The 13,014-nt window shown below is 53.2% G+C and carries 11 protein-coding genes; 4 read left to right on the top strand and 7 right to left on the bottom strand.

Annotation, left to right across the window (positions count from 1 at the left end; all coding sequences use genetic code 11):
• Nucleotides 1-8: 8 nt before the first annotated feature.
• The 3 genes from AC1DF0_RS04835 to AC1DF0_RS04825 all read right to left on the bottom strand — a co-directional run bounded on the left by AC1DF0_RS04835 (nucleotide 9) and on the right by AC1DF0_RS04825 (nucleotide 5,335).
• On the bottom strand, nucleotides 9-1,586 hold the full coding sequence (locus AC1DF0_RS04835) for a helix-turn-helix domain-containing protein (protein ID WP_477573230.1): 1,578 nt from the start codon (nucleotides 1,584-1,586) through the stop codon (nucleotides 9-11).
• 164 nt (nucleotides 1,587-1,750) lie between these two features.
• Nucleotides 1,751-3,964: a glycoside hydrolase family 3 N-terminal domain-containing protein gene (locus AC1DF0_RS04830; RefSeq protein WP_477573229.1), complete on the bottom strand. Its 2,214-nt coding sequence runs from the start codon at nucleotides 3,962-3,964 to the stop codon at nucleotides 1,751-1,753.
• Nucleotides 3,965-3,982: 18 nt separating this feature from the next.
• Nucleotides 3,983-5,335: a glycoside hydrolase family 30 protein gene (locus AC1DF0_RS04825; RefSeq protein WP_477573228.1), complete on the bottom strand. Its 1,353-nt coding sequence runs from the start codon at nucleotides 5,333-5,335 to the stop codon at nucleotides 3,983-3,985.
• A 140-nt stretch (nucleotides 5,336-5,475) separates the two neighbouring features.
• On the opposite strand from AC1DF0_RS04825, the gene AC1DF0_RS04820 reads away from it, so the two are divergent.
• Nucleotides 5,476-6,264, top strand: coding sequence for a helix-turn-helix domain-containing protein (locus tag AC1DF0_RS04820; protein ID WP_477573227.1), 789 nt, complete (start codon nucleotides 5,476-5,478; stop codon nucleotides 6,262-6,264).
• 65 nt (nucleotides 6,265-6,329) lie between these two features.
• On the opposite strand, the gene AC1DF0_RS04815 is transcribed toward AC1DF0_RS04820, so the two are convergent.
• Nucleotides 6,330-6,686, bottom strand: a complete 357-nt coding sequence (locus tag AC1DF0_RS04815) for a nucleotide excision repair endonuclease (protein WP_442048626.1) — start codon at nucleotides 6,684-6,686, stop codon at nucleotides 6,330-6,332.
• Nucleotides 6,687-6,891: 205 nt separating this feature from the next.
• On the opposite strand from AC1DF0_RS04815, the gene AC1DF0_RS04810 reads away from it, so the two are divergent.
• Complete coding sequence (locus tag AC1DF0_RS04810; RefSeq protein WP_477573226.1) at nucleotides 6,892-7,194, top strand: phasin family protein; 303 nt, start codon at nucleotides 6,892-6,894, stop codon at nucleotides 7,192-7,194.
• Nucleotides 7,191-8,885, top strand: coding sequence for an ABC1 kinase family protein (locus AC1DF0_RS04805; RefSeq protein ID WP_477573225.1), 1,695 nt, complete (start codon nucleotides 7,191-7,193; stop codon nucleotides 8,883-8,885). The genes AC1DF0_RS04810 and AC1DF0_RS04805 overlap by 4 nt, the downstream gene beginning before the upstream one ends.
• Before the next feature lie 147 nt (nucleotides 8,886-9,032).
• Here AC1DF0_RS04805 and AC1DF0_RS04800 read toward each other — a convergent pair whose 3' ends face one another.
• From AC1DF0_RS04800 to AC1DF0_RS04790, 3 genes are all read right to left on the bottom strand, one after another.
• Nucleotides 9,033-10,517 carry a protein adenylyltransferase SelO gene (locus AC1DF0_RS04800; protein ID WP_442048623.1) on the bottom strand — a complete coding sequence of 495 codons (1,485 nt, stop codon included), beginning with the start codon at nucleotides 10,515-10,517 and terminating at the stop codon, nucleotides 9,033-9,035.
• A gap of 20 nt (nucleotides 10,518-10,537) precedes the next feature.
• Nucleotides 10,538-10,999 carry an SRPBCC family protein gene (locus AC1DF0_RS04795; protein WP_477573224.1) on the bottom strand — a complete coding sequence of 154 codons (462 nt, stop codon included), beginning with the start codon at nucleotides 10,997-10,999 and terminating at the stop codon, nucleotides 10,538-10,540.
• A gap of 119 nt (nucleotides 11,000-11,118) precedes the next feature.
• Nucleotides 11,119-12,039: a helix-turn-helix transcriptional regulator gene (locus AC1DF0_RS04790; RefSeq protein ID WP_477573467.1), complete on the bottom strand. Its 921-nt coding sequence runs from the start codon at nucleotides 12,037-12,039 to the stop codon at nucleotides 11,119-11,121.
• A gap of 144 nt (nucleotides 12,040-12,183) precedes the next feature.
• Between AC1DF0_RS04790 and AC1DF0_RS04785 the strand changes: the two genes are divergently transcribed.
• Complete coding sequence (locus tag AC1DF0_RS04785; RefSeq protein ID WP_477573223.1) at nucleotides 12,184-12,954, top strand: alpha/beta fold hydrolase; 771 nt, start codon at nucleotides 12,184-12,186, stop codon at nucleotides 12,952-12,954.
• Nucleotides 12,955-13,014 lie beyond the last annotated feature (60 nt).

Genomic DNA, 13,014 nt, shown 5'->3' with positions numbered 1-13,014 from the left:
TTATGAAATTATGACATGAAGTGGCGCATGAGCAGCTCTAGCTGTACATGCAGCGACACGGGGTCCCAATTGTAAAAGATGCTGTGATCATTGATGAATACACGGTTTTTGTAGATGGCAGGAAGACTATTCCAGAAGTTTCCGTTCATGATTTTCGCGGCATACGGGCTGCCTCCCTTTTCCTCATAAATAGTCACAAAAATATAGTCGGCAGAATACAGAGGAAGCTCCTCGGGCGTTATCAGCTTGTACCATTGCCTTGCAAACAGCTCGCTTCGGACCCGCGCCGGCGGATTCAGCTTCAGCATATGGTAGATCAATTGGCCGCCTCTGCCGCYGGAGTCGCCGATGACCATAATTTTATCGTTCCAAATCTCAAGGATTAGTACCGTCTCATGGTCGCCTATCTTGTCGGCTAGCTGTCTTCTCGCCTGAACGACCTGCTCGTCCAAGCTTCCAAGAAGCTCATTGGCCTTCTCATTGGCATTCACGATTTCGGCGATGAACATGAACTGCTCACGCCATCCCAGCTTATTCAGCGAAAGCGAAATGGTCGGGGCAGTCCGCTTCAGATCGCCTAATTCCGGATAAGTATCGTAGCAAAAAATAAGATCCGGCGACGCATCCGCAACAATCTGATTATAGTGAAACGTATGCAGATCCATGAGCTGCGTCGATCCATCGCACAGGCTGTCTTTGTACAGCTCTTGAATATAGGGGTTAATTTTCGCTACGCTCGGGATTACGCCAAGGGCGAGCAAGCAAGCGGTGAAATGCGAAGAAACGGAAGCGATGCGCTTAGGCATCTGCAAATAGAAGGTCGGCGACACGCCTGTTACCTCTTTGAACTTGCGGCTTAAATAAAACTCGTTGCTGTAGCCGACGCGGTGGGCAATCTCTCTTAAGCTGCCTCTTGAGGTAAGCAAATATTGCTGCGCATTCCTGATTCTTAACTCGGTTAAGTAGCTGCTGAACGTGCTTCCCGTCACTTTTTTGAACAACCGCGAAAAATATTCAGGATTCAAATCGACCATTCTGGCAAGCTGATCCCGGTGAATATCTTCATGGTAATGGCTTTCTGTGTAGGCAATAATGCTATCAATAGCGGTTGTGTCCGGCTTCTCTTTGGACTCTTCATGCTCGTGGGAAATGAGAAACATCATTTCGTTGAACAGCATTTGTCGCTTGAAGTCCTGAGCAGCACTATGCACCCCGTTCATCAGCTCTATACTCTCTGCCAAATCCCTGAGCTGGTGGTAACAGCGCCGCGCCACTTCTCCATTATTGAACAGTCCGCCCTCTGGGACCCTTGCGCCCTTGGAATAAACGCCAATCGTCAGTTGATAAAACAGTAGTCCCTGTTCATGCCCGCTCTCTTCCGTATAGTGCATAGCCGTTCCCGGCTTGCAATAAACGACCATGCCCGACTTATCCAAATGATAGCTCTTGTTATCGATCCAGAGCTCCCCTGCTCCGTGTATGATAATGAGCAGCGTGTATGTGTCGAAGGTTAGCTTCTCGCGGGCAACCGAAGCATAGAGCTTTGTTAGCGATATATGTTCCAATTTAAGCACCTGTTGCTGCATCGCATTCCCTGTCCTCTCTCGTGTCGATCTAGACGAGCTGTTCCTCTAATAATAGCTTGTTGCCTATGAGAGTTGAAGGGGGAGTAAAAAAGAGGACAGCTCGAAGGTATGACTTCGAGCTGTCCTCTTTGATTGGAAAACACGCCGCTTGCTGACTGCTATTCCTATTCCACAACTTTGATCGTTATCGTCTGCCCCGCGCTTGCATTAGGGCCGATCCATACGGTGAAGTCGCCTGGCTCCGTCGTCAGCTTCATATCTTGGTCCAATATAGCGAGAGAATCGCTTTGTACGTTCAACGTTACGTTTGCCGATTCACCAGGCCGCAGGCTAATCTTGCGGAAGCCGATCAGCTTCTTAAGCGGCTGAGTGACGCTCGCCACCTCGTCTCGGATATAACACTGTACGACTTCTTCGCCTTCGTGGTCTCCGGTATTCGTGACAGTCACGGACAAATTGAGATCGCCGTTCGCGCTCATGGACGTCCGGTCTGCCGTAATGGAGCTGTATTCGAAGCTTGTGTAGCTAAGCCCGTAGCCGAATGGGTATAGCGGCTCGGTAGTCGAATCGATGTAGTAAGAAGAATAGACACCCGCAGGAGGGCGGCCGGTCTTTTTGCGATAATAGTAGATCGGCACCTGTCCGACATTGTGCGGGAACGTAACCGACAGACGGCCGCTCGGGTTGTAGTCGCCGAACAGCACATCGGCGATCGCATGACCGCTTTGTACGCCGAGATGCCAAGCCTGAACGATCGCTGCAGCATGCTCTTGCAGCCATGGAATCGCAAGCGGCCTGCCGCTCAGCAATACAGCTACGACTGGCTTGCCCAGCGCGGCGACGGCTTGCACTAGCTTGCGCTGCGCGCCCGGCAGATCAAGCGATGTCCGAGAGCGCGATTCGCCGCTCATCTCGAGCGCTTCGCCCAGCGCCAGGACGACGACATCCGCTTGGCGCGCCGCTTCCAGCGCGGCTTCGAAGCCGTCCTCGGCATCGTCTTCAATCGCGCAGCCTTCCGCATAATGGATGGCTGCCCCCGCTTCTGCGCCTGCCGCTTGGCGGATGCCCGCGAGCAGGCTGATCACGTCAGCCGGATTGCCGTCCATTGCCCAGCAGCCGAGCGGGTCTTTGCTGTTGTCCGCAAGCGGCCCGATCACGGCGATCGATACGCCTTCCTTGCGCAGCGGCAGCACTTGCCCTTCGTTGCGCAGCAGGACGATCGATTCTCTCGCCGCCTCGCGAGCGAGCTCGGTGAACGAAGCGCGTGCTTCGGCAGCCGCTTCGGCGGTCGGATTGGCGACGTACGGCTGCTCGAACAAGCCTAGCTTAATCTTAACCGCGAGAATACGCAGCACGGACTCGTCGATAAGACGTTCCGGCACGCGGCCTTCGCGGACAAGCTTCGGCAGATGGCGCATATAGAAGCCGGAATGCATGTCCATGTCGCAGCCCGCAAGGATACTGCGTTCGGCCGCTTCTTCCTCGCTGCCAGCGACGCCGTGCACGATCAGCTCTTGCAGCGCATTGTAATCGCTCGCTACAATGCCTTCGAAGCCCCATTCGTCGCGAAGAATCGTCTTCAACAAGTATGGGTTAGCGCATACCGGTATGCCGTTCACTTCATTGAACGATGCCATGATGCTAAGCGTACCCGCATCAACTGCCTCGCGGAAAGGCGGCAGTATCACTTCGCGCAGCACGCGGTCGGACAGATCGACCGTGTTATAATCGCGTCCCGCTTCCGCAAGCCCGTAACCGGCAAAATGCTTCGGACAGCTAGCTGTCGCCTGGCCTGCTCCGTCATCAATCTGCGCACCCTCTACCCATGCCTTGGCGTACTGCGATGTCAGCAGCGGATCTTCGCCGATGCTCTCGGCGATGCGTCCCCATCGCGGATCGCGGCTTACGTCGATCATCGGCGCGAACACCCATGCGACGCCATCAACAAGCGATTCGCGGGATGCGGCTTCCGCCGTGCGCCGCGCCAAGTCTGGATTCCACGCCGACGCCTGCGCCAGCGGAATCGGGAACACCGTTTTGTAGCCGTGAATGACATCGCGGCCGATCAGCAGCGGGATCTGCTGTGAGGTATGCTCTTGAATGGCCCGTTGCAGCTCGTTCGCTTCCTCTGCGCCGGACAGATTGAAGATCGAGCCCACTCGCCCTTGGCGAATTTCTTCCAGCAGCAGATCGCGCTGAGATACACCCGTCTCGGGGTTAATGGGGTTGAAGCCCCAGTCGTACTGTGTCATCTGGCCGACCTTGTCCTCAAGCGACATGCGGGACAACAGCTGCTCCGCCTGACGGACAATGTCCGGCGTCATCCATTTGCGAGGATTAGAGGCTTGTGATTTTACTGGCGTTAGTGGCTGTTCCATTTTCGACATACCCTCCTCTTACAAGCTTGGGAAAATCAGCGTTTGGATAGAATGCGCCGGAATGCTGCCCTCGGCGATTTGCTCGCGGTTGCGAAGCACGTAAGGATGCGGCGCGTCCGAGCGGTTCAGGACAACGACAACGAGCTCGCCGTTCGTATTCTTGAACGCCGTCGTTTGCAGCGCTTCCGTATATTTCGTGCAGCTGACGCGAATCGCGCCCGGACGGATATATTTGCTGAAGTGGCCGATGTAATAATACGACGACTGGAACGTAAGCGAATCAGACTTCGTATCGGCGATGATCGGCGCGTCGCAGTAGTTGCCGACGTGATTCGGTCCGCCCTGCTCGTCAAGCACGATGTTCCAATCCGTCCAGCCGGACATGCCGTTGTTCAGGTTGCCCATAATATCATGCGCGTAGCGCTCTCCGCTCTTCCACGAGCCGAGCTGCACGCCGCCTTCATGGCAGCCTTCCGTGAACATAAGCGCTTTGTCCGGGTAGCGGCGGGATACGGCATCAAGCGCCTCGAAGTGATCGCCGGAGTACCAATGGAAGCCAATGCCCCAGATATACTTAGAAGCTTCGGCGTCATCGAATGCCGTCTTCGCGCGATCATATACGTGCTCCTTGTTATGGTCCCAAATCATGACCTTCACGTCTTTGCGCCCAGCCTTGTGCAGCTCCGGTCCAAGATAATCACGCACGAAGTCGCGTTCTTCCTCGGCCGTGTAAATACAGGAATCCCAGATTTGGACAGCCTTCGCTTCGTTCTGAACGGTAAGCCCCCATACCGGCAATCCTTCCGCCTCGTAGGCCCCGATGAACTTCAAGTAATAACGCGCCCATACGTCGCGATATTCCGGCTTCAGCTTGCCGCCGTTATTCATCTCACCGTTGGTCTTCATCCATGCCGGAGGACTCCACGGGGATGCGTAAAAGGTGAAGCTATCGCCTGCAAGCTCTCTCGCCTGGCGAATATATGGAATGATAACCTCGCGGTCATGGCTAATGTCGAAGGTGCTGAGCTCCGTATCGCCATCTTGCACGTAGGAGTAGTTGCCCAGCGCAAAGTCGCAGCTATTGATATGAGTGCGGCAGATCGTATAACCGATACCTTCTTTCTCGTCATAGTAAGCATTCAGAATGCGCTTGCTATTCTCGTCGCTCAGCTTCGCCGCCGTAACGGCCGACGCCTCGGTAATCGCGCCTCCGAAACCGATGATCGATTGATATTCGACATCCTCATAAACATTAATGATCTGATTCTCTACGCCAGCTTTATCTTCGCGCAGCTCAAGCGGCGCGATCTCCGTCAATCGGTCTTGATTGCCTTGCGAGGTTTGGATTGTTCTAATCGTACGTGTAGACATATGGAGTTCTACTCCMCTTTCGTAATTCGTGATGCTTTTATTATAATAGGAGTGAGACCCGCCCTTGAAGAAACAATATGGTCGAATATATCAACAATCTGATTGATTATAATAAAAAGCGTATGAGAGGAGAATGAACGTTGAGCGCGCTTAATATCCAATTAAGCGAATACTCCAAGCATGTCGAGCCGTTTCGCCAATATTACGGCAACGGTCTGGACACCTATATTATTCGGCTACAAATTGAAGGAATATGTGAAGCGCTCATCGACGGACAGATGAGGGAAATACGCCCGGGCCATCTCATGCTGTGCAAGCCCGGCGATATCTACGATCTGCGCATAGGCTTCGGAGCAAGAGGAGCACAACTGTCTAGCGACTACTACGTAATGGGAAACGGACCGGGCATGCGGGAGTGGTGGGAACAGCGCATGCGACCGACATTGTCCATGATCGCCGAGGACAGCAGACTGAAAGCGATCTGGCATCAGATCGTTCTCGAGAAACGTCGGCTGGACGGCGGACACAGGGATATTGTCGACTCTCTTGTCTGGTCGCTGCTCATGCTGATCGACCGCGCCCTGGACGAAGCGCCGGACATTCCTTCTCCGCTTGCCTCTCATGCGCTGCGCATGCGGCAATATATCGAGGAGCATGCCGCCGAGGAAATCACCCTCGCGCAGGTCGCCCATCATACCGGACTTAGCGTGTCTCGCGCCGTCCATCTGTTCAAAGCGCACTTCGGTATATCAATTATCGGCTATGCGCAGCAGCTCCGGCTCAGCCACGCCGTGAAGCTGCTCGATCACAGCCAACTGTCCTTGGAGCAGATCGCGGCGGAAGCCGGCCTCGGCAGCTACGCTTACTTCCATCGGCTGTTCCGAGAACGCTACGGCATCTCGCCCGGTGCTTATCGAAAGAAGCAGTAACCAACAAAAAAAACCAGAAGCGACCTGCGCTCCTGGTTTCTATGGCTTTTTCCGCCAACTGTTCCTTATTTGTAATACACCTTGTCCTCGTTGTACTTCGCCTTGAATTCATTAATCGCATACGTTTCGTAGATGTCCCGATCCACTGCGCTTTCCACGACGTAAACCTCTATCTTATGCACTTCGTCCCGATGCTTCTTCATTGGCGATACGGAATCTTCGAAATGCTTCTTAATTCGCGGTCTTATTTTCCTTGCCTTGCCCACGAACAGCAGCTCGTCCTTATCATTGTAGAACATGAAGAAACCGCCCAGCTCTCTCGTAATGAGATGAAATTGAGTGAATCCGTAAATGTTGCTTTCCTGCGGGTTGTCTTGCTTGAAAATCGTCACGTCCGGCGTTGGCAGCGTAATGTTGATCATATCGGTTCATTCCTCTCTATATGGATATCACGGTTATAACCCTTGTCCCATGTTTTCTATATTACCACATGCTAGCAGAGAACGCGCATGCTGCATCAGAACTTCGAATGGCGTGTCTGCCAAAGCTGGCATTTTTTTATATTTCTCGCCGATATGAGAATACTATCCCCAAAGTCAGATTTTTAGGCAGGGAGATGGGATGAAAATGAAAGACACGATTGAAAAAATGTTTTCGTTAGGAGTTGGCGTCGTCGTTGCCGGCAAGGAGCAGGTTGAAAAAACGGTTGAGGAGCTAGTAAAAAAGGGAGAGGTCAATCGGGCAGAGTCCAAAGAGTTGATTGACCGGCTTGTGAAAAAGGGCGAAGAAGCTCGCCAGCAGATGGAAGCGGCGGCGGCGGAACGGCAATCCTCTCCCCTGGGCGACAGTCAGCAATGGGCTACGCGGGAGGACATTGAGCGAATTCACGAGAGATTAGACGCTCTAGAGCGTAAGGGACCGCAAGGATGAGTAACGGCTTGCCCCGTATCGGCATTAGCAAACGAATCCGGCAGTTGAAGCGCTACCGGACGATCGCGTCTGCTTTTGCCCGCAACGGTTTAGGGTACATTTTCCACGATATCGGACTTCATGAGAAGTTCTCTTTATTCGGGCACGGCAAGCGCAAAGGAATCGAGGCCAAAAGCATCGGCGAGCGCATCCGGCTCATCCTCGAGGAATTGGGCCCGACGTTCGTGAAGCTGGGGCAGATCGCCAGCACGCGTCCCGACTTGATTCCTCCGGGCATCTTGTCCGAGCTAGAGCGGCTTCAAGATCATGTGCCCCCATTCTCCTATAGGGAAGCGGCGCGCATCATAGAAGAGGAGCTCGGAGAAGAGCTTGGCAGACTATTCCTCGAATTCGCGGAAGAGCCCATGGCTGCCGCCTCTATCGGACAGGTGCATCGCGCCGTGTTGAAGGACGGGACAGTGGTCGCCGTTAAAGTGCAGCGTCCCGGCATTCATGCGCGGATCGAAACCGATCTAGACATCTTGGCTGATGTCGCGCGAGTAGCCGAAACCCGGCTCGAATGGGCTGGCGCCTATCGGCTCGGCAGCATGGTCGAGGAGCTCGGCAAGGCGCTTCGATCCGAACTCGACTATACCGTTGAAGCAAGGAACGCGGAGCGATTCGAAAGCCAAAGCAAAGCTTTAGGGGATGTAAGAGTTCCTAAGGTATGGCGCGACTATAGCTCGAGACGGGTATTGACGACGACCTATATGGAAGGAATTAAGCTTTCCGATAAGGAGCAGCTTATACAAGCCGGAATTGACCTGCGCGTGCTGGCGGAGCGATTCACTGCGATTATTTTGCATCAGGTGCTGATCGACGGCTTTTTCCATGGCGATCCTCATCCCGGCAATGTGCTCGCGCACAAGAACGGCACGCTTGTCATGCTGGACTTCGGCATGGTGGGGAGGCTGACCCCTGAAGCGAAGAAACATTTTGCCTCCTTCGTCATTGCTCTGAGGAATCAGAGCACAAGAGGCGTCATTCGCGCCATTAGCCATATGGGAGTTGTGCCGGAGGATGTGAACAAGGATGAGCTGCACCTCGATGTGGATGCTCTAAGGGATAAATATTACGACGTACCTTTTAACCAAATTAGTATGGGTGAGGCGGTGCAGGATTTGTTCGCGGTCGCGCTTCGGCATCGTATCCGGATTCCCGCCGAGCTGACGCTGCTGGGCAAGACGCTGCTCACGATGGAAGGCGTCGTGTTGTCTCTAGATCCGACATTCAGCGTATTCAACGTGGCTGAGCCTTTCGGCAGGAAGCTGCTTCTCGAGCAGATCAACCCTGTCCAGAAGCTGAAGTCGTGGATAGATGAGGTCCCTGATTATGTGGATCTGGTGCAAGACATTCCGATCGTGGTGAAGGAACTGGTCGCGTCGATGCGTCAAGGACGGCTGAAGGTGGAGGTTGGAATCCCCCAAGTGGATAGCTTGATGAAACGAATGGATCGGATCAGCAATCGCCTATCGTTCAGCATCATACTGCTTGCCCTTAGCATCGTAATGGTCGGTTTAATTATCAGCGCGGCCTTGAATCATGCGCAAACGTTATTCTGGGGCATTCCCATTATTGAGATTGGGTTCGTCATCGCGTTGCTCATGTTCTTGTGGCTAATCTTCGCTATACTCCGTTCCGGCCGATTCTAGCCTGACAGCTACTCGGCCGGTCCTATCCAGATCGGCGGCGCACACCGTCTTACCTTCCTTATGTCCTCCCTCTCCCAGCTTCAGATAATCTACTACGATATAAAAAGCGCCTTGTCGCGGGCGAACACGACAAGGCGCTTATTTTAATTAGGTACCGCAGAACGTCTGGTAGCCGCCTGACGACAGATCGGGCAACGAGCAATACGTTTCCTGTTCAGGCGAGTACGCAAAAGGCGTTGAGAGCGCTTGAAGCAGCCGCTCCATAACACTGTAATCGCCTAGCTTCACGGCGGCATCCAGTGCCTCCTCAACTCGATGATTACGAGGGATGACTGCTGGATTGCTGCTGCGCATGAGTGCATAACTTTTGTCTAAAGTCTGCTCCTGCTTGCCCAGTCTAGCCTGCCAGCGTTCCAGCCAGCGTTCGAATCCGGAGCTGCCGGACAGACCCGTCACAGACTCGGGCTTATCCATTGAGAGTGCGCGGAAAGTATTCGTATAGTCCGCGCCCTTCTCCTGCATCATGGCGAGAAGGTCCATAATTAGCGATTCGTCCTCCTGGTCCTCGCCGAAGAGGCCAAGCTTATCCCGCATTCCTGCAAGCCAGTAGCTTTCATATAACGGAGCAAACTGCTCTAACGCCTCTTGGGCAAGCGGTATCGCCTGCTCTTGATCGTCGTTCAGCAGCGGCAATAGCGTCTCGGCGAATCGAGACAAATTCCACACGGCAATATTCGGCTGATTGCCATAAGCATATCGACCATGGGTGTCGATAGAGCTGAACACCGTTGCCGGATCGTACGTATCCATGAAAGCGCACGGCCCATAATCAATGGTCTCGCCGCTTATCGCCATATTGTCCGTATTCATAACGCCGTGAATGAAGCCTACGAGCTGCCACTTGGCAATAAGCGAAGCTTGGCGCTTAATGACTTCTTGCAGCAGGCGCAGATAGCGATCCTCATCTTTACCATCTATATCTTGATAATGTCGTTGCAGCGTATAATCCGCAAGCGCCCGAAGCTCCTCGATCGTTCCCCGATAAGCCGCATATTGGAATGTGCCCACGCGCAGATGACTTGCCGCCACGCGAGTCAGTACCGCACCCGGCAACATCCTCTCGCGGACGATCGATTCACCCGTCGTCACAACCGCAAGACTACGTGTCGTCGGTATACCAAGCGCATGCATCGCTTCACTGATGATGTATTCGCGCAGCATCGGACCAAGCGCGGCGCGTCCGTCGCCGCGACGTGAATACGGCGTTGGGCCGGAGCCTTTCAACTGAATATCAACCCGCTCGCCATTCGGCGTAAGGTGTTCACCGATCAGCAGCGCGCGACCGTCGCCCAGCATGTTGAAATGGCCGAATTGATGGCCTGCATAAGCTTGGGCAAGCGGCAAAGCGCCCTCAGGCACTTCATTCCCGGCAAGCACCGCCAGGGCCTCTTCGCTCCGCAGCCCCTCAGCGTCTAGCCCCAATGCTGCCGCAAGCGGTTCATTAAGGATGCTGATCTCCGGAGCGCTCACTTCGGATGCGTTCAGTCTTGTATAATATAACTCCGGCAGACGGGCATAGCTGTTATCAAAGTTCCAGCCGCCTGCTGTTATGGATGGTTTTTTTATCGTCATAGGTATCTCCTTCGCGCGAATTAGCGCTCAATGTGAGCGTATGGGGCTTTGTCCGCTACAAGATTCAAACGAATGCCGTGCTCCAGCCATGCTTTTAATCCGCATAATACGATCGTGAAGCCTTCCGTTGAACCGATGGCTTGCCCCACGATCTCGTCCGCGTCCCCTTGGAAGCCCGTATCGGTTATCGTGACGAACGTCTCCGTCTCGGATTGCGGAGTGAAGCTAAATTCAACAAAGGTGCCCCAGTCGATCACGATTCGCTGATTAGGCTCCAGTTCGATCACTTCCACGCTGGCCGAAGCGCCGTACATTTCCCAATCCCACCGGACGCTCTTCCCCGCTTCCAATCTGCCGCTTCCCTTAGTGAACCAGAATTGCGTCGTAATTGTCGGATCAATGAAAGCCTCGTACACCTCTGAACCCGGCTTTCTGATGAGCATTTCCGCTTTTGCCACCGGCGCGTTAATCAACGTTGCCATCGTCATCTCTCCTCCTGCATAAAAAAAGTTATATAAAGACGTTTCTTTCATCCTTTGGAGCCCACGCGTATATGTGCTTGAAGTATAAACGAATCAGATGTAAATTACAAAAACAGCATTCAGGGATACAAAAAGCCCATGGCTTCGATTTTCCCCCTCATCCACTGAATCGCTTCCTTCGGCCCTAGCACGGTAACATCCTCTCTCAGCTTCCAGATTAAATCCATATAGAATGGCAAGTCCTTAGAAGCAATCGGAACGTCAGCCGACCCGCTTCCATCATCCCTGCGTTGCAAGTAAGGAGCAAACCGGGCGTTCGATTCGAGATGCCATAAGCCTTCGCTCGTAAGTGATAGCCGGAGCACGATCCCCTCCGACGGATCGGTTACGGGCTTATCCAGCAAGCTTAGCTGATCGACGTCTTCCCGGCATCGAATAGACGCGTTAAGCACAGCCGTTCGTATTCGGTCTACCCGGAATTGCCTGATCTCCTTGCGCTTGAAGCAATAGGCGGGACAGTACCAGTAGCCTGAGCTGGCGTACAGACCGATAGGCTGAATGTCGCGCGTGGTCACGCCGTTTCCGGAGCTATATTCGACCGTCACAATGCTCGGTATCATAATCGCCTGCATCATCGTGTTCAGTACCTCCGTGGACATCGGACGGTACGGACTCCAAATCATGACCTTATTCTTGAGACGATCGATCCGCTCCCTGGCATCGGCCGGCAAATAGTGATAGAACTTATGCAAAGCGGTTGTGGCACCGTCACCGAAAGGCACCGTGCTTAAATAATCGAGCGACTGGCAGGCGAAGAATAAAGCGACGGCCTCGCTTTCGGTGAAGCTGATCGGCGGCAGCAGCCTTTCCTGCAGCAGCCTATATCCGCCGCCTCTTCCCTGAACCGAATACACGGGAACGCCAAGACTGCTTAATTCATCCAAATCGCGGGCAATCGTCCGCTTCGATAAGCCGAACTCATCAGCAAGCTCCTGCACGGTGAATGATTTTCTTGCGTTGATCATCATAATGAGTTGGATTAATCGCTGTGACTTCTGCAGAGTAAGCCCACCTCTAATTCGTATTTATTTTTATCTTATCCATATAATAAGACATTATTTGTCTTGTTTATAGATTAAGGTTGATTTAGATATCGATTGGGACGATACGAGGAGGAGAAAAAAATGATGGATATTCATCGGTTTAAGCAAGACAAGATAGCTCTCGTATTTATACATGGCGCCGGGCTGGATAGCCGAATCTGGAAACAAGTAGCGGACGGCATGAATTATCCTTGCCTCCTGGTTGATTATCCGCATCGCGGGGACACCGGCGGATCGCTGAAGGATCTGCATTTGAAAGATTACGTCGCCCATATACGAAGACAAGTGGATGAACAGAACTATCAGAGGATTGTGATTGTCGCACATTCTTTAGGCGGCGTTCTCGGCCTCCGGCTTGCTGCCGAAATGCCCGAGCAAGTTAAGGGCTTCGTAGCGATCGGAGCGGCCATACCGAAAAATGGCGGATCATTCGTATCCATAATGCCTTTTGCCAAGAGACTATTGTTATCGGTGATCATGCGGCTCGCAGGGACGAGACCGCCGGAATCGGCTATCCGATCCGGTATATGCAATGACTTGTCGCCCGAGAGTGCGAACGAGATTGTACGCAGGTTTACACCTGAGTCGGTATATGTGTATACGGATCGAGCCGAGGCGCCTGTTCCGAGCGTGCCGAAGCTATTCATCAAGCTTACACGGGATAAGGAGCTTGTTCCTGCCCTGCAGCAGCAAATGATCGCCAATCTGTCTCCTGAGCAGGTGCATAGCCTTGAAACGGGCCACCTCCCCATGCTCAGCGACCCGAATGGCGTGAGACATGCCATAGAAATTTTTTTACAGACCGTGAATGACCTTCTGCAGCCAAATTCAGAGTATAATAGATCAGAATAGGGTTGTTGCAAGGTGGAAACCTGTAGATATAGGTATTCAAATATAAGGTAGAAGAGGTCA

Source organism: Paenibacillus sp. 05T425, assembly GCF_056396205.1.
This window is presented reverse-complemented; position numbering and strand designations above follow the sequence as displayed.

Bases quoted from the DNA above. Each gene is read 5' to 3' on its own strand.
- AC1DF0_RS04795 (WP_477573224.1), bottom strand. From the start codon at position 10,999: ATGGCAACGTTGATTAACGCGCCGGTGGCAAAAGCGGAAATGCTCATC.
- AC1DF0_RS04830 (WP_477573229.1), bottom strand. From the start codon at position 3,964: ATGGAACAGCCACTAACGCCAGTAAAATCACAAGCCTCTAATCCTCGC.
- AC1DF0_RS04825 (WP_477573228.1), bottom strand. From the start codon at position 5,335: ATGTCTACACGTACGATTAGAACAATCCAAACCTCGCAAGGCAATCAA.
- AC1DF0_RS04810 (WP_477573226.1), top strand. From the start codon at position 6,892: ATGAAAGACACGATTGAAAAAATGTTTTCGTTAGGAGTTGGCGTCGTC.
- AC1DF0_RS04800 (WP_442048623.1), bottom strand. From the start codon at position 10,517: ATGACGATAAAAAAACCATCCATAACAGCAGGCGGCTGGAACTTTGAT.
- AC1DF0_RS04815 (WP_442048626.1), bottom strand. From the start codon at position 6,686: ATGATCAACATTACGCTGCCAACGCCGGACGTGACGATTTTCAAGCAA.
- AC1DF0_RS04805 (WP_477573225.1), top strand. From the start codon at position 7,191: ATGAGTAACGGCTTGCCCCGTATCGGCATTAGCAAACGAATCCGGCAG.
- AC1DF0_RS04785 (WP_477573223.1), top strand. From the start codon at position 12,184: ATGATGGATATTCATCGGTTTAAGCAAGACAAGATAGCTCTCGTATTT.